The organism is Pseudomonas sp. 6D_7.1_Bac1, from assembly GCF_025465945.1.
Classification (GTDB): Bacteria; Pseudomonadota; Gammaproteobacteria; order Pseudomonadales; family Pseudomonadaceae; genus Aquipseudomonas.
On sequence record NZ_JANLNW010000035.1, the window covers coordinates 129,554 to 152,732 of the forward strand.

Genomic DNA, 23,179 nt, shown 5'->3' on the forward strand with positions numbered 1-23,179 from the left:
TCGTCGGCCCTACTCGCCCGACTGACGCCAGCTAACCGCTTCTGACGAAACTCCCCGCTCCGCCTGCCACACTGCATTCGTCACAGCGACTGCATCAGTGCATGGGTCACAAGGGACTAAGCAGAAAGCTTGCCATCTCGTGAAAAACCACTGATTTCAATCACTTGGTCGATACAGCGGGCGCTAATACCCAATCGCCATCACCGATACGCACAACAACAGTGCGACAACGCCCGGCAACATGCGCGAAAAGCGTGCATCCGTGCCAGCGCAAATGACTATAGACACTGCGTGATACACTGCCGGCCATCAGTTTAAGGACCTCCACCATGCTCGCGCCCAAAGACCTCCTCGACGCCCTGAGCGGCCACGCCTCCCGCCTGTTCAGCGGCGAAACCCCGCTGCCAAAAAGCGAAATCGAAAGCCAGTTCAAAGCCCTGCTGCAAAGCGGCTTCAGCAAGCTTGATCTGGTGAGCCGGGAAGAATTCGACAGCCAGATGGTCGTCCTGGCACGCACCCGGGCACGGTTGGAGAGTCTTGAGGCGAAAGTGGCGGAGCTGGAAGCCAGGTTGAATCCACCGACCGTCGAGTAACCCTCCCCACTCGCAGACGCAACGACTCCCTTGTGAAGCTGGCTTGCCAGCGATAAAGAGAACCGCCTGGCTGGCGGTTTTTTTGAGTGCCTATTGAGCAGGCCTAACAGGAATTGGTGCTTCAGTATCCCCCCGACGCTCGCAACATCTTGCGAAAGTTTGATTCCTCTGTCGCAGCGCTAAAACACTACGCCGCAACTACCCTTCAAAAACCGCAGGAAGCGGTTCTCGCAAGCTCAAGGAATGATCATGTCTCTGGCCATCGTCCACAGCCGCGCCCAAGTCGGGGTGGAGGCGCCTGCCGTCACCGTTGAAGTGCATCTGGCCAACGGGCTGCCGGCGTTGACGCTGGTCGGGCTTCCGGAAGCGGCGGTCAAGGAAAGCAAGGACCGGGTGCGCAGTGCGATTCTCAACTCGGGTTTCGATTTCCCCGCACGGCGTATCACGCTGAATCTGGCCCCGGCGGATTTGCCCAAGGACGGTGGGCGTTTTGATCTGGCGATTGCCTTGGGGCTGCTGGCGGCGAGTGTTCAGGTGCCGACGCTGGCGCTGGAGGATGTGGAGTTTCTGGGTGAGTTGGCATTGTCCGGTGCGGTTCGACCGGTCAGGGGCGTGTTGCCGGCGGCGCTGGCGGCGCGCAAGGCCGGGCGCATGCTGGTGGTACCGCGGGCGAATGCCGAAGAGGCCTGCCTGGCTTCAGGCTTGAGGGTGATTGCGGTCGACCATCTATTGGAAGTGGTCGCGCATTTCAACGGCCACACGCCCATCGAACCTTATGTCAGCGATGGGTTGTTGCACGTCAGCAAGCCGTATCCCGACCTGAGTGAGGTGCAAGGCCAACTCGCCGCCAAACGCGCCTTGCTGATCGCCGCAGCGGGCGCTCACAACCTGCTGTTCAGCGGCCCACCGGGCACCGGCAAAACCCTGCTTGCCAGCCGGTTACCCGGATTGTTGCCGCCACTGGCGGAGCAGGAAGCACTGGAGGTTGCGGCCATTGTGTCGGTCACCAGCCACGTGCCGCTGAGTCATTGGCCACAGCGCCCGTTCCGCCAGCCGCACCATTCGGCGTCCGGCCCGGCACTGGTGGGCGGAGGTTCAAAACCGCAGCCGGGGGAGATCACCCTCGCCCACCACGGCGTACTGTTCCTCGATGAACTCCCGGAGTTTGATCGCAAGGTACTGGAGGTGCTGAGAGAGCCGCTGGAATCCGGTCAGATCGTCATCTCCCGAGCCCGCGATCGTGTGCATTTCCCTGCACGCTTCCAATTGGTCGCCGCAATGAACCCCTGCCCCTGTGGATATCTTGGCGATCCCAGTGGCCGATGTCGTTGCTCACCGGATCAGATCCAGCGCTACCGCAACAAACTCTCCGGGCCGTTGCTGGATCGAATCGACCTGCACTTGACCGTCGCCCGCGAAGCCACTGCGCTCAACCCCACGCAACAGCCCGGCGATGACACCGCCAGCGCAGCGGTCATCGTCGCCAAGGCACGGGACCGACAGCAGCAACGTCAGGGCTGCGCCAATGCCTTTCTCGACCTGCCCGGCCTGCGCCGTCACTGCACGTTATCCACAACCGATGAAAACTGGCTGGAAACTGCGTGTGAACGGCTGACCTTGTCGCTGCGAGCGGCTCACCGACTGCTCAAGGTGGCACGCACCTTGGCGGACCTTGAGCAGGTCGATGCCATCACTCGCGAGCACCTGGCCGAGGCTTTGCAGTATCGGCCGACAGCAAGTTGATCGCCGTCACTCCTTACGAAGATCCACCAACGGCGTTTGCCTCACCTCAGTCTCCCGCCCAGCCTGAATCTCGCTCACCCTCTTCAATGCCTTATCCACAGCCCCTTTATCCGCCAGCAGGCTGTAGCTGATCTGGAACTGTTTCTGCTCCTTGACCGCAATCGTCGGCACCAGGTTCAGTGGCCGCTGATAATGACGGTTGTAGGAAAAGCTGGTGCCGGGCTCCAGACCGGTGACGTAGCCCTGCCCTTGGGTATCGGTGTTTTTCCACAGGGAGAACACCGGCAACTGCCGGGTGTTAAAGCCAACCGAAACCCCGAGGCTGCCCGCCTTGTTATGCAGCACCGTCAGCGTGTCGCCCTTGGCATCGGCATACGGCACAACGTTGTAAACCGTCTCGTCGTAGTCCTTGGTCGGTGCGCGGTAGGTTTGCCAGTCGGGCAAGTCCGCCTTGGCCTTGTCGTTGAACGGCGACACCTGTTTCACCGGTGCGGCGAAACGGGCGCCTTGTTCCAGGAACGGGGTGCTGAAGTTGCTGTGGTAGAGCGCCTGGTATTCCTTCGGATAGTCGCCGTTGTTGGTCAGGGTGTCGTTGAGGGCGAAGCGTACGCTGCCGGGTTCGGTGACCAGCTCGGTCATCACCTTGAAATCGACTTTCTTGAACGCCTGCTCTTTCAGCTCGCCGCGCAGGCTGATGGCGTAGGGCGGTTTTTCATCGATGTGCAGCGTGACTTTGCTGGCCGGAATGTTAGCGGCCCTACCATGGAGCGTCAGCAGTTCGCCGTTGTCCATGCCGGGGTGGCCGACCCATTCGTAACCGCAGCGGGCAACCAGTTCGTTGAAGCCTTCGAGCCAGCCCAGTCCGCCGCGCCCGTTGAGTTCGATGAAGGACGGATTGACCACGTCCTTGACCGGCGAATCCCAACCCATGCGCACATTCCCTACCGACGCCTGTAGGACGTTCATGCCACGAGTCGGCACTACCGAGAGTTTCATCGTGCCGTTATCAATGTCGACGATGCTGACACCCTCCTGCCGGCCACCGTGCAAGGTGCGCAGGGTCACGGAGAAGGGTTTGTCGGTTTTCACACCGAGCTGTTGGCTGGTGATCTGCAGATTCTCGGCAGCCTTGTCGGTGTCGAGCAGCACGTAGTCCCAGGCCATGACGTGGGAGGCAGCGGTCATTGCGCCGAGTGTGACGAGCAGTTTGAGCGGGGTCATGGGGAGAGCCTTTCTTGGAGTTGTGCAATTTTTATAGCGCTGATGAAACGATTCAGCAAGCTTAAAAACGGCACAACCACCGCAAACCATCACTTGGCTCGCTCCCACCCGATCAGCAGCTAACAAAGCCGCCATTGCGGCGACCACATCGACTCAGCCGAGGCGCTCCACGTCCGGCAACTCCATGGCCTGGACCTCGCCCTGGAGGAAGTCGCTGAGGCGGCGCAAACGTTCACCACCGGGGCGAGTTTTCGGCCACACCAGGTAATAATTCAGACCGCTGGCGACAGCGGTCGGCCACGGCAAACTCAAACGTCCCTGAGCCACATCTTCGGCCACCATCAGCAAGTCGCCCATCGATACCCCGTAGCCTCGGGCAGCGGCGATCATCCCCAACTCCAGCGTATCGAACACCTGCCCGCCCTTGAGCGACACTTGCTCGGACAGGCCCATGCGCTCCAGCCAACTGCGCCAGTCGCGACGGTCGGGGGTCGGGTGCAGCAATTCGGTGCTGGCCAGCCGCTCGACATTCCATGGCTGATCATTCAACAGGTTTGGTGAACCGACCGGGATCAACAGCTCCGAGAACAGGTAACTGGCTTCCCAGTCCGGCGGAAAATGCCCATTACTCAGCAGCACCGCGCAATCAAACGGTTCGTGATTGAAGTCCACCGAGTCGACATCCATCCAGGCGCTGGTCAGCTGCACCTCGTTGCCCGGCTGCAAATGCCGGAAACGGCTGAGTCGCGCCAGCAGCCAGCGCATGGTCAGGGTCGACGGGGCTTTCATGCGCAAGACGTCATCTTCGGCACGCAAGGTATTGCAGGCCCGCTCCAGCGCACCAAAGCCTTCGCGTACGCCGGGCAGCAGCAACCGCGCGGCCTCGGTGAGTTGCAGATTACGCCCGCTGCGCTGAAACAGCCGACAGGCAAAATGCTCCTCCAGGGTACGCACATGTCGGCTGACGGCGCTTTGGGTAATCGACAGCTCTTCAGCCGCACGGGTAAACGAACTGTGGCGCGCCGCGGCTTCGAAAGCGCGAAGGGCGTACAGCGGAGGAAGGCGACGAGACATCAGGAAAACTCCTATAACGCGACCCTGAAACCCTACCAGAAACTCGCCAGCATGAGTTTTAATCATGCGAGCAATCGTTTTTATCCCTTTGTGCAAATGCCTGAGAGCGCCGAGAATCAGCCCTTCCCACTTTGTCAGACCAACCGAGCGTGATGATCATGCGGCATCCAGCACGTACCGAACTCTGGGCCATCCTCCGGCTGGCGGGGCCGTTGATCGCCTCACAGTTGGCGCACATGCTGATGATCCTCACCGATACCTTGATGATGGCCCGGCTCAGTCCGGAAGCCTTGGCCGGTGGCGGTCTGGGCGCGGCGAGCTATTCGTTCGTGTCGATTTTCTGTATCGGGGTGATCGCGGCGGTCGGCACGCTGGTGGCGATCCGTCAGGGCGCCGGTGACATCGAAGGCGCCGCGCGGCTGACCCAGGCCGGGCTCTGGCTGGCGTGGTTGATGGCCTTGGTCGCGGGTTTGCTGTTGTGGAACCTCAAGCCGGTGTTGCTGATGTTCGGTCAGACCGAAAGCAACGTGCACATGGCCGGCCAGTTCCTGTTGATTCTGCCGTTCGCCCTGCCCGGCTACCTGAGTTTCATGGCCTTGCGCGGCTTTACCAGCGCCATCGGCCGGACGACGCCAGTGATGGTTATCAGCCTCGTGGGGACCGTGGCCAACTTCCTGCTCAACTATGCGCTGATCACCGGCATGTTCGGCCTGCCGAAAATGGGCCTGACGGGGATCGGCCTGGTCACGGCCATCGTCGCCAACTGCATGGCGCTGGGCCTGGCCTGGCATATTCGTCGGCATCCGGCTTACGACGCGTATCCGCTGCGCAAGGGCCTGTCACGCCCGAACCGCCAGTACCTGCGCGAGCTGTGGCGTCTGGGCCTGCCGATTGGCGGCACCTACGCGGTAGAGGTTGGCCTGTTTGCGTTCGCCGCGCTGTGCATGGGCACCATGGGCAGCACGCAATTGGCGGCGCATCAGATCGCCCTGCAAATCGTCTCGGTGGCGTTCATGATTCCGGCAGGGTTGTCGTATGCGATCACCATGCGCATCGGCCAGCACTACGGTGCCGGGCAATTGCTCGATGCGCGTCTGGCCGGACGGGTCGGAATCGGCTTTGGGGCGGTGGCGATGCTGGGGTTTGCCATGGTGTTCTGGCTGCTGCCGAACCCACTGGTCGGGTTGTTCCTGGACCATAACGACCCGGCGTTTCGCGAGGTGATCAACCTTGCGGTGAGCCTGCTGGCGGTGGCCGCATGGTTCGAGCTGTTCGACGGCACGCAGACCATCGCCATGGGCTGTATTCGCGGCCTGAAGGACGCCAAGACCACGTTCCTGGTCGGCCTCGCGTGCTATTGGCTGATTGGCGCACCGGCTGCGTGGTGGATGGCCTTTCACCTCAATTGGGGACCGACCGGCGTTTGGTGGGGACTGGCGCTGGGGCTGGCCTGCTCGGCAGTGAGTCTGACGCTGGCGTTTGAATGGAAGATGAAGCGGATGATTCGGCGTGAGCCGTCATCACAGCAGAGTTTTGAGGTTGCTCAGACAGACTGAGATTCCTGTGTGGGAGCGAGCCTGCTCGCGATGAGGACCTGACATTCAACCATGAGGTGACTGTCAGACCGCTATCGCGAGCAGGCTCGCTCCCACAGGTTTCGCGCCAATCGCCAGATTGGGTTAAACCACCACATCCAGCATCGCCTGCTGGCTGGAACCGAAAGTCAAATACTCAACCAACTCGGCCAACGGCAACGGCTTGCTGATCAGGTAACCCTGCACCTGATCACAACCAAAGCCGCGCAGCAGCTCAAGCTGTTCAGGGGTTTCAACGCCCTCGGCGACCACTTCCAGGTTGAGGTTGTGGGCCAGGTTGATCATGGCGTGAACCAGCTTGCGGTTTTCCTCACGCATCTCCATGCCACCGACAAAGCTCTTGTCGATCTTCAGCAAGGCAATCGGCAGGCTGTTGAGGTGCACGAACGACGAGAAACCGGTGCCGAAGTCGTCGAGAGAGAAACGCACGCCCAGACGCCCCAACGCGTCCATGGTCTGTTTGACCAGATCGCTGCGGCGCATCACTGCAGTTTCCGTCAGTTCAAACTCCAGCCATTGCGCTTCGACGCCGCGCTCGGCAATCAACCGGCTCAAGGTCGACAATAACTGACTGTCCTGGAACTGCCGGAACGACAGGTTCACCGCCATGTGCAGCGGCGGTAAGCCGCGTTCGCGTAACGCCTGCATGTCGCGCAAGGCACGAGAAATGACCCAGTAGCCCAACGGCACGATCAAACCGCTCTGCTCGGCCAGCGGCACGAACTCGCTCGGCGGCAACAGCCCGCGCTCGCCATGGCGCCAGCGCACCAGCGCTTCGAGGCCGACGATCTGCCCGTCGTCCAGGTTCAGCCGAGGCTGGTAGTGCAACTCCAGCTCATCGCGACGCAAGGCTCGGCGCAGTTCGCTTTCAAGATCAGCGAGGTTGCGCGCATTGCGGTTGATGCGTTCATTGAAGATATGAAAGGTGCAGCCTTGGGTGCTTTTGGCCTGCTGCATGGCGATGTGCGCGTGCCACATCAACGGGTCAGCACCAGCCTGCGCACGGGCATGGGCAATGCCCAGACTGCAACCGATCAACAGGCTTTCGCCGTCGACCCAGTAGGGCTCGGCCATGACTTCGGTGATGCGCTCGGCCATCCACTCGGCGCGTTGCGGCGCGCGGCGGGTGTCGATAAGCAAGGCGAATTCGTCGCTGCCCAGACGCGCCAGTTGATCGCCGGCCTCCAGTTGGCTTTTGAGCCGCGAGACCACTTGCAGGATCAACCGGTCACCGGCCTGGTGGCCGAGGGCGTCGTTGGCATGCCGGAAGTTATCGAGGTCCAGGTGCCCCAGTGCCAGGCCACGGCCGTCGTTTTCCGCCAGACGCGCCGCCAGCAGGGTCTGAAAACCCTGGCGGTTGGCAATGCCGGTCAGAGGGTCCTGCTCGGCGAGGCGCTGCAAGGTGTTTTCCAGCAAACCGCGCTCACGCACATGGCGCAGGCAACGGCGCAATGTATCCACATCCAGTACATCGCGAACCAGCCAGTCGCTGACACCGTCCGGTGGAGTTGACGGTTCATGTTCGAGCAACAGCACCGTCGGCAGGCTGCAACGGCCCGGCTCCGGTTGAAGAGATGGAACAGTCAGCAGAACCGCACTGCGGTTGTCAGCAAATAGACTGCTCACCGACTCCCAGGTCGGTGCACTGATCAGCACAGCCGAGCTCCCCATAGGAGCCAGACACTCGCGTAACAACGCTGCCCACGCTGGCTCTTCGGCCAGTAGCAGCAAACGCAAGGGTTCGACAGGCGTAGACAAGCTAGCTCCCTAGACTCTGCAAAAGATGTTGGCGGTGGGCATTATGACGCGTAGATAAACAACGACCAATGATATTGATTATCAAAAACTGTGTTGTTGCGCACTCAATCGAACATTAGACGCAAATTCAGCACGCATCCTGCGGGAAAGTAACAAAACCGGCAAATTTAGATCGCGTGGTGCGTCACAAGTCGGAGAGAGGCAGCAGAATCTGTGCATCCTGTTAAAATGCCCGCCCTTTTCGCAAACGACTCCTTTTTCCGTCATGTCCCGACTCAATCCCCGGCAGCAAGAAGCCGTGAGCTACGTCGGCGGCCCTCTTTTGGTGCTCGCCGGTGCTGGCTCCGGCAAAACCAGCGTCATCACGCGCAAAATCGCCCACCTGATCCAGAGCTGCGGCATTCGTGCCCAGCACATCGTCGCCATGACCTTTACCAACAAGGCCGCGCGCGAGATGAAGGAGCGGGTCGGCACCTTGCTCAAGGGGGGTGAAGGACGCGGCCTGACGGTGTGCACGTTCCACAACCTGGGGCTGAACATCATCCGCAAGGAGCATGTGCGGCTGGGCTACAAACCGGGCTTCTCGATTTTCGACGAGACCGACGTCAAAGCCCTGATGACCGACATCATGCAAAAGGAATACTCGGGCGACGACGGCGTCGACGAGATCAAGAACATGATCGGCGCCTGGAAAAACGACCTGATCCTGCCGCCCGAAGCACTGGAAAACGCGCGCAATCCCAAGGAACAGACCGCCGCCATCGTCTACACCCACTATCAGCGCACGCTCAAGGCGTTCAACGCGGTGGACTTCGACGACCTGATCCTGCTGCCGGTGAAGCTGTTCCAGGAACACGCCGACATCCACGAAAAGTGGCAGAACAAAGTCCGCTACCTGCTGGTGGACGAATACCAGGACACCAACGCCAGCCAGTATCTGCTGGTGAAATTGCTGATCGGCACGCGCAACCAGTTCACCGTAGTGGGCGACGATGACCAGTCGATCTATGCCTGGCGCGGTGCCCGCCCGGAAAACCTGATGCTGCTCAAGGACGACTACCCCTCCTTGAAAGTGGTGATGCTGGAGCAGAACTACCGCTCTACCAGCCGCATCCTGCGCTGCGCCAACGTACTGATCTCGAACAACCCTCACGAGTTTGAAAAACAGCTGTGGAGCGAGATGGGTCACGGCGACGAGATCCGGGTGATCCGCTGCCGCAACGAAGACGCCGAAGCCGAGCGCGTGGCCGTGGAGATCCTCAGCCTGCACCTGCGCACTGACCGCCCATACAGCGATTTCGCGATCCTCTACCGCGGTAACTACCAGGCCAAGCTGATCGAGCTGAAGCTGCAACATCACCAGATTCCGTATCGCCTATCCGGTGGCAACAGCTTTTTCGGACGTCAGGAAGTCAAAGACCTGATGGCCTATTTCCGCCTGATCGTGAACCCGGATGACGACAACGCCTTCCTGCGGGTGATCAACGTCCCACGCAGGGAAATCGGTTCGACCACGCTGGAAAAGCTCGGCAACTACGCGACCGAACGCAAGATCTCGATGTATGCCGCCACCGACGAAATCGGCCTGGGCGAACACCTGGACAACCGCTTCACGGATCGTCTGGCACGCTTCAAGCGTTTCATGGACCGGGTGCGTGAGCAGTGCGCCGGCGAAGACCCGATCTCTGCCCTGCGCAGCATGGTCATGGACATCGACTACGAGAACTGGCTGCGCACCAACAGCTCCAGCGACAAGGCCGCCGACTACCGCATGGGTAACGTCTGGTTCCTGATCGAGGCGCTGAAGAACACCCTGGAAAAAGACGAAGACGGCGAAATGACCGTCGAAGACGCGATCGGAAAACTCGTCCTGCGGGACATGCTCGAACGTCAGCAGGAAGAGGAAGACGGCGCCGAAGGCGTGCAGATGATGACCTTGCACGCCTCCAAGGGTCTGGAATTCCCCTACGTGTTCATCATGGGCATGGAGGAGGAAATCCTTCCGCACCGCTCCAGCATCGAAGCCGACACCATCGAAGAAGAACGGCGCCTGGCCTACGTCGGGATTACCCGCGCGCGTCAGACCCTGGCCTTCACCTTTGCTGCCAAGCGCAAACAGTACGGCGAAATCATCGACTGCTCGCCGAGCCGTTTCCTCGATGAATTGCCACCAGACGACCTGGCCTGGGAAGGCAACGACGACACCCCGACCGAAGTCAAAGCCGTACGTGGCAATAGCGCATTGGCGGATATCCGCGCGATGTTAAAGCGCTAGAATCGACTACTTTTTAATCTACTTTCGGCGCTCGTCGCGCCAACAGAGGAAGCTGTTGTGGAAGCACTGCACAAGAAAATTCGCGAAGAAGGCATCGTGCTTTCCGACCAGGTCCTGAAAGTCGACGCCTTTCTGAACCACCAGATCGACCCGGCACTGATGAAGCTGATCGGCGACGAATTCGCCACGCTGTTCAAGGATTCGGGCGTCACCAAGATCGTCACCATCGAAGCCTCGGGCATTGCTCCGGCGATCATGACCGGCCTGAACCTCGGTGTGCCGGTGATCTTCGCCCGCAAGCACCAGTCCCTGACCCTGACTGAAAACCTGCTGTCGGCGACCGTTTACTCGTTCACCAAGCAGACCGAAAGCACCGTGGCCATTTCCCCACGTCACCTGACCAGCAGCGACCGCGTGCTGATCATCGACGACTTCCTGGCCAACGGTAAGGCTTCGCAGGCGCTGATTTCGATCATCAAACAGGCCGGCGCCACCGTAGCCGGTCTGGGCATCGTCATCGAGAAATCGTTCCAGGGCGGCCGCGCCGAACTGGACTCGCAAGGCTACCGCGTCGAATCCCTGGCCCGGGTCAAATCCCTGGCGGGTGGTGTTGTGACCTTTATCGAATAACCCGCCACACCGCATACCCCCCTGTGGGAGCGAGCCTGCTCGCGATGAGGTCATTACATTCAACATCTATGTCGACTGTTTTGCCGTCATCGCGAGCAGGCTCGCTCCCACAGTTGTTCTATGTGAACTGTTACTGCGCAGTGGCCTTCAGGCCTGCCAGCAGTAACCGCTGATACAAGTCCTCTTTCAACCCCACAGGCTTCGTCAGCTGCATCCGTTCCAGATGAACCGGGTACTGCGACGGCTCCGGCGCATCCAGTGTGGCCTTGCCCAGTTCCAGAATCTCCGTGAGTTTGAACTTGCTCTTGAGCCAGTTCAGCGCCCGCAACATATCCCGCTCTTCGCGGCTGAAATCGCTGCCCAACGGATACTCCGCAAACAACTGCGGATGCCGTGCAGCAATCGCCCGCAAGCGCTGTGGACTGTTGTCAGTGAAGCGCGGATCAAGGCAAAAATCCTTCGGCAGTTTGCCGGCTTTCTGCGCCTGTTCGATCAAGCCTGGCTGGAAGCGTGAATCGCTGATGTTGAGCAACGCTTCGATCACCTTGGCGTCGGTCTTGCCGCGCAAATCGGCGATGCCATATTCGGTGACCACAATGTCGCGCAAGTGTCGTGGAATCGTACAGTGGCCGTACTCCCAGACAATGTTCGAGCTCACTTCACCACCTGACTCACGCCAGCTGCGCAGGATCAGAATCGAACGTGCGCCTTCCAGCGCGTGGCCTTGGGCGACGAAGTTGTATTGCCCGCCCACCCCGCTGAGCACCCGCCCGTCTTCCAGTTGATCAGCGACTCCGGCACCCAGCAGGGTCATGGTGAACGCGCTGTTGATGAAGCGTGCATCCAGGCGCTGCAAGCGTTTGAGTTCTTCGTGGCCGTACAGCTCGTTGATGTAGCTGATAGCAGTCATGTTGAATTCGGCGAGTTTGCTGTGAGGCAGATCCCGCAGTCTCTGATAGAAACTGCGCGGCCCAAGGAAAAATCCGCCGTGTATCGAGACCCCGCCCATCTGAGCCGATTCATCCAGAGTGCCGGCATTGGCTTGCTGTTGCAGGGCGATATTCGGATAAACCTTACGCCGCACGATCCCTGCGTCAGACAACACCAGCAGACCGTTGACGAACATCTCGCTACAGCCATAAAGCCCTTTGGTGAAGGGCTTCACGCCGCCTTCACGGCTAATCAGTGGCGCCCAATAATGCGCATCAAGGTCCGTCAGCAGTGCACGATAACCGTCGTTATTCGCCTGCCGTGACAGCAACGCAGCAGTCAGCGCGTCGCCCATCGCACCGATGCCGATTTGCAGGGTGCCGCCGTCCCGCACCAGGGTGCTGGCATGCAGGCCAATGAAGTGATCCTGAAAACCCACCGGCATGTTCGGCGTGGAAAACAGCGTGCTGCCCTCCTCCTCGTCGATCAGCAGATCGAACGCCTCGCGCTCGACTTCCGAGTCTCCCGGCATGTAGGGCAGATCGCGGTGAACCTGGCCAAGCAGCAGAATGGTTTCCCCGGCAGCCCGGCGCTTGGCAATCATCGGCAACAGGTCGAGGGTAATGTCCGGGTTGCAGCTCAGGCTCAGCCGCTCCGGCTGCTGCGGATCATGGGCCACCAGTTGCGCCACCAGATTCAATCCGGCGGCATTGATGTCGCGCGCTGCGTGGCTGTAGTTGCTGCTGACGTAGTCCTGCTGTGCCGAAGCGCTGTGCAGCAAACTGCCAGGCTGCATGAAGAACTGCTCGATGTGAATGTTCGCCGGGAGGCTGTCACGGTGCAGGTCGGCGAGAAAATCCAGCTCGGGATAATCGCCAAACACTCGCTCGATAAAGGGCTCCAGAAAGCGCCGCTGCAAGCCGTCGCCCAATGCCGGACGCCCCAGACTCAACGCGGTGTACACCGTCAGTTGCCGCTCGGGCAGTTGGGCGATGCGTTGATAGAGCGCGTTGACGAAACGGTTGGGCTTGCCCAGGCCCAGCGGCATGCCGAGGTGAATATGCGCGGGCAAACGCGCGAGCACATCATCGACTGCCTGTTCGATTGATACCGACTGCACCATCAGACGCTCCCGACCTGTCCATGAATTGAGATGGTCCGAGCTTGCCGGGTCCTGATCGTCATGACCAGTGTTGCGCTCAAATCTCAGGCACAAAAAAGCCGCTGTTAAGCGGCTCTTTCGCTGAAGATGGCGATTATTTCAGGCCGGACATCTTCTGGATGGCGCCTTCAAGGTCTTTCACTTCGCAGTCACTGCACGTGCCTTTTGGCGGCATTGCGTTGAGCCCTGTCAACGCTACCTTCGCCAAGCCAGCAGCGGTACCGCCTTCTTTATCGGCGCGTTTTTTCCAGTCTGCGGTATCACCGATTTTTGGTGAGCCCAACAGACCCGTGCCATGGCAAGCATTGCAATGTTTGGCAATGATTTCGTCAGGGGTTTTCGCGGCACCGCCGCCGGTCGAAGCAGCGACTTCCATCCCCTTGCACTCCTGACCCTGCACACAGACCTGGCCGACGGGTTCAAGGCGCTTGGCGATATCATCAGTGGTCGACGCTTGAGCGCTGACTGCCCAAAGGGCCAATACGGTTGCTGGTGCGGCCAGCATTTTCATAATTAGGTTCACGCGTACACCCTCAATGGTGGCTAGTCACGCCCACGGCCACGGTTCGCAGGCGGGCGCAAGTATAGCGGTTAGCCCGCCACACTGAAACAACCCCAAAGTCGAAGGGGTCTTGTTGTGTGGCGAAATAACGCTACACGTATCGCTGCAATCCGTGCAGGACGCCTCTTTTCCTAGAAGTTCGCGGGGGTGGCTGCGCTGATTAGTCGCGCAGGCGCATCGAACGGATTTCGGAAACGGTGCGGTTTGGTGCTTTCAAAATAGTAGCTGTCACCGGCTTCGAGCACGAAAGTCTCAAGCCCGACCACCAGTTCCAGTCGGCCTTCGAGCAGAATCCCGGTTTCCTCGCCCTCATGGGTGAGCATCTCGTCACCGGTGTCGGCGCCGGGTGGGTAGATCTCGTTGAGGAACGCGATAGCACGGCTCGGATGAGCCTTGCCGACCAGTTTCATGGTCACGGCGCCATCGGAGATATCGATCAGCTCATGAGCTTTGTAGACGATCTGCGTCGGTTTTTCCTGGAGAATTTCTTCGGAAAAGAACTCGACCATGGACATGGGGATGCCGCCAAGTACCTTCCTCAGCGAACTGATCGAGGGGCTGACACTGTTTTTCTCGATCATTGAAATGGTGCTGTTGGTAACACCCGCGCGCTTGGCGAGCTCTCGCTGGGAAAGACCTTTCAGTTTACGGATCGATTGCAGTCGTTCACCGACGTCCAATGCATTAGCCTCCCAGGATTCAGATTGTGTGGATAGTGAACGTTATCATGGCGACAGCGTTCAGTATTTACAACACTTGGGTCTGAATCCCGCTCAGCAAAGCGACTTCCGGTATCGACCGCTCGCCTCAGCTCCCGGAATAGAGCAGTGGCACGCGACGCAGGTTGCAGAATATCTGGTAGGGAATGGTCCCGGCGGCCATCGCTACGTCGCTGGCCAGGATGTTTTTACCCCACAACTCGACCGTCGAACCGAGGCCAGCCTGCGGCACATCGGTCAAATCGACGCAGAGCATGTCCATCGACACCCGTCCCAGCAACTGGCTGCGCTGCCCGGCCACCAACACCGGTGTGCCGGTAGGTGCGTGACGCGGATAACCGTCGGCATAGCCCATGGCGACCACACCGATGCGCATCGGCTTCTGGGTAATGAACCTGGCGCCATAGCCCACCGGCTCACCGGCCGGCAGTTCGCGCACGCTGATGACTTTCGATTCCAGGGTCATCACCGGTTGCAAGCGTGCCGCCACGGAATTGGCTTCTTCGAACGGTGTCGCGCCGTAGAGCATGATGCCCGGCCGCACCCAATCGCTCGGCACCTGCGGCCAGCCCAGCACCGCCGGCGAGTTACGCAAGCTGACCTGCGCCGACAAACCCTGACGCGCCGCTTCAAACACCGCAACCTGCTCGGCGGCGCTGCTGCTGTGAAGCTCATCGGCACGCGCAAAGTGGCTCATCAGCACGATCTTCGAAACCTTGCCGCTGGCCAGCAGACGCTGGTACCCCGCCTGATAATCCGCCGGATGCAGGCCAACCCGGTGCATGCCTGAATCAAGCTTGAGCCAGACCGTGATCGGTTTGTTCAGCGCGGCTTTCTCGATCGCTTCGAGCTGCCACAGCGAATGCACCACGCACCAGAAATCATGCTCAACGATCAGCGACAGCTCATCGGCTTCGAAAAAACCTTCGAGCAGCAGGACCGGCGCACGAATGCCAGCGGCGCGCAGCTCCAGCGCTTCTTCGATGCAGGCTACGGCAAAACCGTCCGCCTCGGCCTCCAGGGCCTGGGCACAGCGCACCGCGCCATGGCCATAGGCATCGGCCTTGATCACCGCGAGGGCGCGAGCCCCCGAGACTTCTCGGGCCAGTTGGTAGTTATGACGCAGGGCTTGAAGATCGATCAGGGCACGGGCAGGACGCATGGCGGCAGACTTCTAGGCGGTCTTGGGGGAAGAAAAAACCGGCGCTGGCTGGCGGCGTGAACAACCAACAGCACCGGGAGAGGGATCACTTAGGCTCAGTAGGAAAACTGCCTGCGCGTCGACCAGACTGCGTTAAAAACAGGCTCGGAATGCTCATTTAGGGGCCTAAACTCCGCTTCCTCGCCTGTTTTTGCCTTGCCTGATCGCCGCTCGGCGAGTTTTCGTACTGACCCTACGGCAGAGCAGCCACTACCGACAGCTCAACCAGAATTTCCGGTTCGCACAGTTTGGCTTCGACTGTCGCGCGGGCCGGTGCGACGTTCTTTGGCAGCCACTGGTCCCAGACACTGTTCATGCCCTCGAAATCGGCATCGATGTCTTTCAGGTAAATCGTCACCGACAGCAGCCTGGTTTTGTCGGTACCGGCCAGATCCAGCAGGCGCTCGATGTTGGCGAGGGTTTCACGGGTCTGCTGTTCAATCCCGGCGTTCATATCGTCGCCGACTTGCCCTGCCAGATACACAGTACCGCTGTGAACTACGATCTGGCTCATGCGCTCATTGGTGAGCTGGCGCTGGATTGACATTTTTTTCGGACTCCTGATTGGTCTTGTCATAACGGGAAATATCGAGGCCTTCGGCACTGATCTGTGGCGTTTTCTTCGCCATCAGGTCAGCCAGCAAGCGGCCGGAGCCACACGCCATGGTCCAGCCGAGTGTGCCGTGACCGGTGTTCAGGAACAGGTTCTTGAACGGTGTGGCGCCGACAATCGGCGTGCCGTCCGGCGTGGTTGGACGCAGACCGGTCCAGAAGCTCGCCTGGGCCAGGTCGCCGCCCTGAGGATAAAGATCGTTGACGATCATCTCCAGCGTTTCACGTCGACGCGGGTTCAGCGACAGGTCAAAACCGGCTATCTCAGCCATGCCACCCACACGAATGCGGTTGTCGAAACGGGTGATCGCGACCTTGTAGGTCTCGTCGAGGATAGTCGACGTCGGGGCCATTGCCGGGTTGGTAATCGGCACGGTCAGCGAGTAACCCTTGAGCGGGTACACCGGGGCCTTGATGCCCAGCGGCTTGAGCAACTTCGGCGAGTAGCTGCCGAGTGCCAATACGTAACGGTCAGCGGTTTCCAGCTTGCCGTCGATCCACACGCCGTTGATTCGGTCACCGGCGTAGTCGAGGCGCTGAATGTCCTGGCCGAAGCGGAATTCCACGCCCAGTTTCACGGCCATTTCGGCCAGGCGCGTGGTGAAGATCTGGCAGTCACCGGTCTGGTCGTTCGGCAGGCGCAGGGCACCGGCGAGGATGTCGGTCACGCTGGCCAGCGCCGGTTCGACGCGGGCAATACCGGCGCGGTCGAGCAGTTCAAACGGCACGCCGGACTCTTTCAGGACGGCGATGTCTTTTGCCGCGCCATCGAGCTGCGCCTGAGTGCGGAACAGTTGAGTGGTCCCCAGGCTGCGGCCTTCGTAGGCAATGCCGGTTTCAGCGCGCAGTTCATCGAGGCAGTCACGGCTGTACTCGGACAGGCGGACCATGCGCTCCTTATTCACTGCATAACGGCTGGCGGTGCAGTTGCGCAGCATCTGCGCCATCCACAGGTATTGGTCGATATCGGCAGTGGCCTTGATCGCCAGCGGTGCGTGGCGCTGCAACAGCCATTTGATGGCTTTGAGCGGCACGCCCGGCGCGGCCCACGGCGAGGCATAACCCGGCGAAACCTGGCCGGCGTTGGCGAAACTGGTTTCCATGGCAGCGGCCGGTTGGCGGTCGACGACCACCACTTCAAAGCCGGCCCGAGCCAGATAGTAGGCACTGGCGGTACCGATGACGCCGCTACCCAAGACCAGAACGCGCATTTTCATATCCCTCATCGCGGCTTACCGCTGACGTTTGTTGTTCAAAGCACAGATGTGCGCAGTGTAAAAAACATTTGCCAGTGCTTTTCACTATATAAGCACCTATATTTGGCGACAATTCTCGGCAAAATCCCTTTTCACGGAGGCGCATCCCCTATGCGTACCAATACTCAGACCAAACGCGAGCTGGACAAGATCGACCGCAATATCCTGCGCATCCTGCAGGCGGACGGGCGGATTTCGTTCACGGAACTGGGGGAGAAGGTCGGGTTGTCGACCACACCCTGTACTGAGCGGGTGCGACGCCTGGAGCGCGAAGGGATCATCATGGGCTACAACGCCCGGCTCAACCCGCAGCACCTCAAGGGGAGCCTGTTGGTGTTCGTCGAGATCAGCCTCGACTACAAATCCGGCGATACCTTCGAAGAGTTCCGACGCGCCGTGCTGAAGTTGCCGCACGTACTGGAATGCCACCTGGTGTCAGGGGATTTCGATTACCTGGTGAAGGCGCGGATTTCCGAGATGGCCTCGTATCGAAAACTGTTGGGCGACATCCTGCTCAAGCTGCCCCACGTGCGCGAGTCCAAGAGCTATATCGTGATGGAAGAAGTGAAAGAGAGCCTGAGCCTGCCGATTCCGGATTGAAGTCAGCTCTGAGGAAATGGTTGCCTGAGTGGGCGCCATCGCGAGCAGGCTCGCTCCCACAGTAGATTTTCTGTGGGCACAGTTTGTGTACGGCAGGGACCCATGTGGGAGCGAGCCTGCTCGCAATTGAAGCGACTCGGTCTACCTGAAGCAACGCCGCTTCTAGACCAACACCTGCCGGGTGCTGGCCATGTATTCATGAATCTGCTTCTCGACGCGGGGATGAATCAATTCCACCGGGCGACGGCCGTTGGGGCACGGCAAGGTCTTCGTGGTGCCGAACAGCCGACAGATCAACGGTCGTTCGTCATACACGGTGCAGCCATTGGGACCCAGGTGCACACAGTTCAATTCATCCATCGCGGCGTCCTGTTCAGCCCTGGTCTTACGCGGCAGGCGGGACATTTCTTCCGGCGAAGTGGTCACCGGACCACAGCAGTCATGGCAGCCGGGCACGCACTCGAATGAGGGGATCTGCTGACGAAGAGCGCGGATTTTCTGGCTGTTGCAGCTCATCGAAGCAAGTACCGGGAAAGTGAACGAGGTGGGATTTTGCCCTAAAAGCCTCGTTCCAGACAGCACCAGCCGACCGGTGTTGCCCGGGCCGAAAGGTCCGGCTTATGCTCCGTAAAATTTACTAAACACCCGAAATCAGGATGACGCACATGAATGCCCGGACTCAGCAACCTGTTCCGAGCCATCTGCACACCGCTTCTTACTACGCCGCCAGTAGCCTGCCGCAGCCAGATCATCCGGCGCTCAAAGGCGAACTGCTGGCTGACGTGTGCGTGGTGGGCGGCGGGTTCTCCGGGCTGAACACCGCCATCGAACTGGCCGAACGCGGCCTGAGCGTGGTGCTGCTTGAAGCGCGCAAGATTGGCTGGGGCGCCAGTGGGCGCAATGGCGGGCAACTGATTCGCGGGGTGGGTCATGGCCTCGATCAGTTTGCCAATGTGATCGGTGTCGACGGCGTCCGTCAGATGAAACTCATGGGGCTGGAAGCGGTGGAAATCGTCCGACAACGGGTCGAGCATTTTCAGATTGCCTGCGACCTGACCTGGGGTTACTGCGATCTGGCCAACAAACCTCGTGATCTCGAAGGGTTCGCCGAAGACGCGGCCGAACTGCGCAGCCTCGGTTATCGCTATGCCACCCGCTTGCTGCACGCCAATGAGATGCACAGCGTGGTCGGCTCCGACCGCTACGTCGGCGGCTTGATCGACATGGGTTCCGGGCATCTGCACCCGTTGAATCTGGCCTTGGGCGAAGCAGCGGCAGCGCAACAACTGGGCGTGAAGCTGTTCGAACAATCAGCCGTGACCCGCATCGACTATGGCAGCGAGGTCAAGGTGCACACTGCGCAAGGCTCGGTCCGCGCCAAGACCCTGGTGCTGGGCTGCAACGCCTACCTCAACAACCTGAACCCGGAACTCAGCGGTAAAGTGCTGCCCGCCGGCAGTTACATCATCGCTACCGAACCCTTGAGCGAAGTGCAGGCGCATGCACTGCTGCCACAGAACATGGCGGTCTGCGATCAGCGAGTGGCACTGGACTACTACCGGCTCTCGGCGGATCGACGCTTGCTGTTCGGCGGTGCCTGTCACTATTCGGGGCGCGATCCGTCGGACATCGGCGCGTATATGCGACCGAAAATGCTCGAGGTCTTCCCGCAACTGGCCGGGGTGAAAATCGACTACCAATGGGGCGGGATGATTGGCATCGGCGCCAACCGCCTGCCGCAGATCGGCCGACTCAAGGACCAGCCGAATGTGTATTACGCCCAGGCCTATTCCGGTCATGGGGTGAACGCCACCCACCTGGCCGGCAAACTGCTGGCCGAAGCCATCAGCGGCCAGCAAAGCGGCGGTTTCGACCTGTTCGCCAAGGTGCCGCACATTACCTTCCCTGGCGGGAAGTACCTGCGCTCGCCGTTGTTGGCGTTGGGGATGTTGTGGCATCGAATGAAAGAGCTGGTCTGAAAGCTGGCCTGTGTTCTTACCGGCCTCATCGCGAGCAGGCTCGCTCCCACAATTGATCACTGGTGCTCACAAATGTGTGTTCACTGTAGATACCTGTGGGAGCGGGCTTGCTCGCGAATCGATCTAAAGGGCACCGCAGCACTCAAAGCTGCCAGAACGGTTTGAGCCCCTCCTCCCGCGCCTGTTCACGACTCAATCCCACATCGCGCAACTGCTCAGGCGAAAGCTCAAGCAAGGCCTTGCGCGTGCGCAGACGATGCCAGAACAGTCCCCAGCGACCGAGACCGGACGGGGCATTGCGGGTATTGGCCGCACGCATGCCCCTGTCCTGTCCTGCCACCAGTTCCTGACTGTGTAACGTCAGCCGCACATCGCTCAAGCCGTTCATGTTGATTGCTCCTGTTTACTTGGGTTGCCAGAGGTTCCATGATGCGCGGGCGAGCAAAACCGTTACAGATTCAAAGGCCCTGTATTATTTCCATACAGATTTCCCGTTTTGCCGACTGAATCCTGTATTTTTGCCCCATCTGTACTGGTTCCCCGAATCTCCTCACCGAGGCTGCACCATGACCCTTTACGTCAACCTCGCCGAATTGCTCGGCACACGTATCGAACAGGGCTTCTACCGCCCCGGTGACCGACTGCCGTCGGTGCGGGCATTGAGCGTCGAGCACGGGGTCAGCCTGAGCACGGTGCAGCAGGCCTATCGGGTGCTGGAAGACAGCGGGCTGGCGACGCCGAAACCGAAATCCGGTTACTTCGTTCCGGTCGGGCGCGAGTTGCCGGAGCTGCCGGTCGTTGGCCGCCCAGCCCAGCGCCCGGTGGACATTTCCCAGTGGGGTCAGGTGCTGGAGCTGATTCGCTCCGTCCCGCGCAAGGACGTCGTGCAGCTCGGTCGCGGCATGCCGGATATCACCTCGCCGACCATGAAGCCTCTGCTGCGGGGGTTGGCGCGGATCAGTCGGCGGCAGGACATGGCTGGACTGTATTACGACAACATCTACGGCACCCTCGAACTGCGCGAACAGATTGCCCGTCTGATGCTCGACTCCGGCTGCCATCTGAGCGCCAACGACCTGGTGATCACTACCGGTTGCCACGAAGCGCTGTCCACCAGCATTCGCTCAATCTGCGAGCCGGGTGACATCGTTGCCGTGGACTCACCGAGCTTTCACGGCGCCATGCAGACCCTCAAAGGGTTGGGCATGAAAGCCCTGGAGATTCCCACCGATCCCATCACCGGGATCAGCCTCGAGGCGCTGGAGTTGGCCCTGGAGCAGTGGCCGATCAAAGCCATACAGCTGACCCCAAACTGCAACAACCCACTGGGCTACATCATGCCGGAGGCGCGCAAACGGGCGCTGCTGACCCTGGCACAACGTTTCGACGTGGCAATCATCGAAGACGACGTGTATGGCGAACTGGCCTACACCTACCCGCGTCCACGCACGATCAAATCCTTCGACGAAGATGGTCGCGTCCTGCTGTGCAGTTCGTTCTCGAAAACCCTGGCGCCGGGGCTGCGCATTGGTTGGGTTGCGCCGGGCCGGTACCTGGAGCGGTTACTGCACATGAAATACATCACCACCGGCTCCACTGCGCCGCAACCACAACTCGCCATCGCCGAGTTTCTCAAAGGCGGGCACTTCGAACCGCATTTGCGGCGGATGCGCACGCAATACCAGCGCAATCGCGACCTGATGCTCGATTGGGTCAGCCACTACTTTCCCGCCGGTACTCGCGCCAGCCGTCCGCAAGGCAGCTTCATGCTCTGGGTAGAGTTACCGGAAGGTTTCGACACCCTGAAACTGAATCGTGCGCTGAACAACCAAGGCGTACAGATTGCTGTCGGCAGTATCTTTTCCGCCTCGGGCAAGTACCGCAATTGCCTGCGCATGAACTATTCGGCCAAGCCGACAGCGCTGATTGAAGAGGCGGTGCGCAAGGTCGGCGCGGCGGCGATCAAGCTGCTGGCCGAGCATCACGACAGCACTCAACGGGACGAATGACGCCATCAACCGACGCCTGAACACTCACTGAGCATCGCCAAACACTATGCCGCTTGCGCCGCGCCAAACGCCCCTTGGCGCATCAGCAAGATCACCAGGCCAAACGCCCCCGCCGCCATCAGCAACGGCAACGCGTGCCCGCTGATCCATTGGCTGCCAGCGCCGGCTGCCAACGGGCCGATCAGGCAACCGATACCCCACAGTTGCGCGATGTGGGCATTGGCTCGCACCAATGCATCATCGCGGTAACGCTCGCCGATCAGAATCAGCGACAAGGTGAACAAGCCGCCGGCACTGGCGCCGAACAACACCCACAGCGGCCAGATCAGCAACGTCTCAATCAGCAGCGGAATCGCCAGGCTCGACAGCATCAGGATCACCGCGCAACCGGCAAACAAGGTACGCCGCGACAACCGATCCGCCAGTGCCCCAATCGGCAACTGCAGCAAGGCATCGCCAACCACCACGGTGCTGACCATCGCCAGAGCGATTTCAGCGGTGAAGCCCTGGCGCAGGCAATACACCGGCAGCAAGGTCAGGATCATCGCCTCGAAGGCCGCAAACAACGACACTGCCCAGGCAATCGCCGGCAAGCCACGGCAAAAGCCCAGCAGGTCACTGAACGTCACACTACACGCTTCGCTGGTCGGCGCGCCGCTACGGCCCAACAGCAACAACGGCGACGTCACCAGCAAGCCGACACCGACCCAGAAACCGAAATCGTTGTCGGTGCCCAGCGCGCCCAGCGCGCCCAGCAGCAACGGTCCGGACAGTTGGCTCAGGGCATAGGCGCTGCCATACAGCGCCACCAGTCGCCCGCGCCATTGCTCGACCACCAACTGGTTGATCCAGCTCTCGCCGAGGATGAACACAAGGGTCAGGATCACCCCGATCATCAGGCGCAACACGAGCCAGATCGGGTAACTCGGCAACAGCGCCAGCAAACCGATGGAAAACGCCCCGGCCCACAGACACAAACGCATCAAGTTGGCCGTGCCGAAACGTGCCGCCAGATGGCTTGAGACCTTGGCCCCCAGCAGCACGCCAATCGCCGGCATCGCTGCCATCACGCCGATAGCAAACGAGCCGTAACCCCAGCTTTCCAGACGCAACGACACCAGCGGCATGCTGACACCCAGGGCCAGGCCGACACTCAGGACAGACGCCAACACGGCGAAATAAGTCGCCCAACGCATTTTCCACGCTCCTGTGGATATATTTATGTACAGCGCAAAGCACTGTGGGAGCGAGCCTGCTCGC

General features: G+C 60.3%; 20 protein-coding genes. 8 read left to right on the forward strand and 12 right to left on the reverse strand.

What is annotated here, in order from left to right; translation table 11 throughout:
- Positions 1-329: 329 nt before the first annotated feature.
- Together NTD87_RS09935 and NTD87_RS09940 are read left to right on the forward strand one after the other, a co-directional pair.
- Positions 330-593 (forward strand): accessory factor UbiK family protein, encoded by a 264-nt coding sequence (locus NTD87_RS09935; RefSeq protein WP_262113596.1) that lies wholly within the window; start codon positions 330-332, stop codon positions 591-593.
- 249 nt (positions 594-842) lie between these two features.
- Positions 843-2,336 (forward strand): YifB family Mg chelatase-like AAA ATPase, encoded by a 1,494-nt coding sequence (locus NTD87_RS09940; RefSeq protein WP_262113598.1) that lies wholly within the window; start codon positions 843-845, stop codon positions 2,334-2,336.
- 6 nt (positions 2,337-2,342) lie between these two features.
- Here the strand turns inward: NTD87_RS09940 and NTD87_RS09945 are convergent, their stop codons facing one another.
- Entirely contained in the window at positions 2,343-3,557 is a 1,215-nt protein-coding gene (locus tag NTD87_RS09945; RefSeq protein WP_262113599.1) for an aldose 1-epimerase family protein, read from the reverse strand.
- 153 nt (positions 3,558-3,710) lie between these two features.
- Positions 3,711-4,631: a LysR substrate-binding domain-containing protein gene (locus tag NTD87_RS09950; protein ID WP_262113600.1), complete on the reverse strand. Its 921-nt coding sequence runs from the start codon at positions 4,629-4,631 to the stop codon at positions 3,711-3,713.
- A gap of 158 nt (positions 4,632-4,789) precedes the next feature.
- Between NTD87_RS09950 and NTD87_RS09955 the strand changes: the two genes are divergently transcribed.
- A complete protein-coding gene (locus NTD87_RS09955) occupies positions 4,790-6,187 on the forward strand; it encodes a NorM family multidrug efflux MATE transporter (protein ID WP_262113601.1) in 1,398 nt (465 codons plus the stop codon).
- A gap of 123 nt (positions 6,188-6,310) precedes the next feature.
- On the opposite strand, the gene NTD87_RS09960 is transcribed toward NTD87_RS09955, so the two are convergent.
- Complete coding sequence (locus NTD87_RS09960; protein WP_262113603.1) at positions 6,311-7,984, reverse strand: putative bifunctional diguanylate cyclase/phosphodiesterase; 1,674 nt, start codon at positions 7,982-7,984, stop codon at positions 6,311-6,313.
- 265 nt (positions 7,985-8,249) lie between these two features.
- On the opposite strand from NTD87_RS09960, the gene rep reads away from it, so the two are divergent.
- Entirely contained in the window at positions 8,250-10,259 is a 2,010-nt protein-coding gene (rep, locus tag NTD87_RS09965; RefSeq protein ID WP_262113605.1) for a DNA helicase Rep, read from the forward strand.
- A gap of 57 nt (positions 10,260-10,316) precedes the next feature.
- Entirely contained in the window at positions 10,317-10,889 is a 573-nt protein-coding gene (locus tag NTD87_RS09970; protein WP_262113607.1) for a xanthine phosphoribosyltransferase, read from the forward strand.
- 130 nt (positions 10,890-11,019) lie between these two features.
- Here the strand turns inward: NTD87_RS09970 and NTD87_RS09975 are convergent, their stop codons facing one another.
- The 6 genes from NTD87_RS09975 to dadA all read right to left on the reverse strand — a co-directional run bounded on the left by NTD87_RS09975 (position 11,020) and on the right by dadA (position 17,286).
- Positions 11,020-12,942, reverse strand: coding sequence for an acetyl-CoA hydrolase/transferase C-terminal domain-containing protein (locus NTD87_RS09975; RefSeq protein WP_262113609.1), 1,923 nt, complete (start codon positions 12,940-12,942; stop codon positions 11,020-11,022).
- A gap of 133 nt (positions 12,943-13,075) precedes the next feature.
- Positions 13,076-13,492: a c-type cytochrome gene (locus tag NTD87_RS09980; RefSeq protein WP_262113628.1), complete on the reverse strand. Its 417-nt coding sequence runs from the start codon at positions 13,490-13,492 to the stop codon at positions 13,076-13,078.
- A 182-nt stretch (positions 13,493-13,674) separates the two neighbouring features.
- The gene (locus NTD87_RS09985) at positions 13,675-14,223 is read right to left on the reverse strand and encodes a cupin domain-containing protein (protein ID WP_262113611.1); all 549 of its coding nucleotides are present in this window, start codon (positions 14,221-14,223) and stop codon (positions 13,675-13,677) included.
- A 127-nt stretch (positions 14,224-14,350) separates the two neighbouring features.
- Positions 14,351-15,424 carry an alanine racemase gene (gene alr, locus NTD87_RS09990; RefSeq protein ID WP_262113612.1) on the reverse strand — a complete coding sequence of 358 codons (1,074 nt, stop codon included), beginning with the start codon at positions 15,422-15,424 and terminating at the stop codon, positions 14,351-14,353.
- 232 nt (positions 15,425-15,656) lie between these two features.
- The gene (locus NTD87_RS09995; RefSeq protein WP_262113614.1) at positions 15,657-16,010 is read right to left on the reverse strand and encodes a RidA family protein; all 354 of its coding nucleotides are present in this window, start codon (positions 16,008-16,010) and stop codon (positions 15,657-15,659) included.
- Positions 15,982-17,286, reverse strand: coding sequence for a D-amino acid dehydrogenase (gene dadA, locus NTD87_RS10000; protein ID WP_262113615.1), 1,305 nt, complete (start codon positions 17,284-17,286; stop codon positions 15,982-15,984). Before dadA ends, NTD87_RS09995 begins: the two co-directional genes overlap by 29 nt.
- A gap of 156 nt (positions 17,287-17,442) precedes the next feature.
- Here dadA and NTD87_RS10005 point away from each other — a divergent pair, with 156 nt between their 5' ends.
- Positions 17,443-17,931, forward strand: coding sequence for an Lrp/AsnC ligand binding domain-containing protein (locus NTD87_RS10005; RefSeq protein WP_003177284.1), 489 nt, complete (start codon positions 17,443-17,445; stop codon positions 17,929-17,931).
- 162 nt (positions 17,932-18,093) lie between these two features.
- Here NTD87_RS10005 and NTD87_RS10010 read toward each other — a convergent pair whose 3' ends face one another.
- Positions 18,094-18,447, reverse strand: coding sequence for a YkgJ family cysteine cluster protein (locus NTD87_RS10010; protein WP_063342142.1), 354 nt, complete (start codon positions 18,445-18,447; stop codon positions 18,094-18,096).
- A gap of 149 nt (positions 18,448-18,596) precedes the next feature.
- Between NTD87_RS10010 and NTD87_RS10015 the strand changes: the two genes are divergently transcribed.
- Positions 18,597-19,910, forward strand: coding sequence for an NAD(P)/FAD-dependent oxidoreductase (locus NTD87_RS10015; RefSeq protein ID WP_262113617.1), 1,314 nt, complete (start codon positions 18,597-18,599; stop codon positions 19,908-19,910).
- Positions 19,911-20,052: 142 nt separating this feature from the next.
- Here the strand turns inward: NTD87_RS10015 and NTD87_RS10020 are convergent, their stop codons facing one another.
- Positions 20,053-20,298, reverse strand: coding sequence for a DUF1127 domain-containing protein (locus tag NTD87_RS10020; protein WP_262113618.1), 246 nt, complete (start codon positions 20,296-20,298; stop codon positions 20,053-20,055).
- Between the two features lie 178 nt (positions 20,299-20,476).
- Between NTD87_RS10020 and NTD87_RS10025 the strand changes: the two genes are divergently transcribed.
- Complete coding sequence (locus NTD87_RS10025; protein ID WP_262113619.1) at positions 20,477-21,919, forward strand: PLP-dependent aminotransferase family protein; 1,443 nt, start codon at positions 20,477-20,479, stop codon at positions 21,917-21,919.
- Positions 21,920-21,963: 44 nt separating this feature from the next.
- Here the strand turns inward: NTD87_RS10025 and NTD87_RS10030 are convergent, their stop codons facing one another.
- Positions 21,964-23,115 (reverse strand): MFS transporter, encoded by a 1,152-nt coding sequence (locus tag NTD87_RS10030; protein WP_262113620.1) that lies wholly within the window; start codon positions 23,113-23,115, stop codon positions 21,964-21,966.
- Positions 23,116-23,179: the final 64 nt, after the last annotated feature.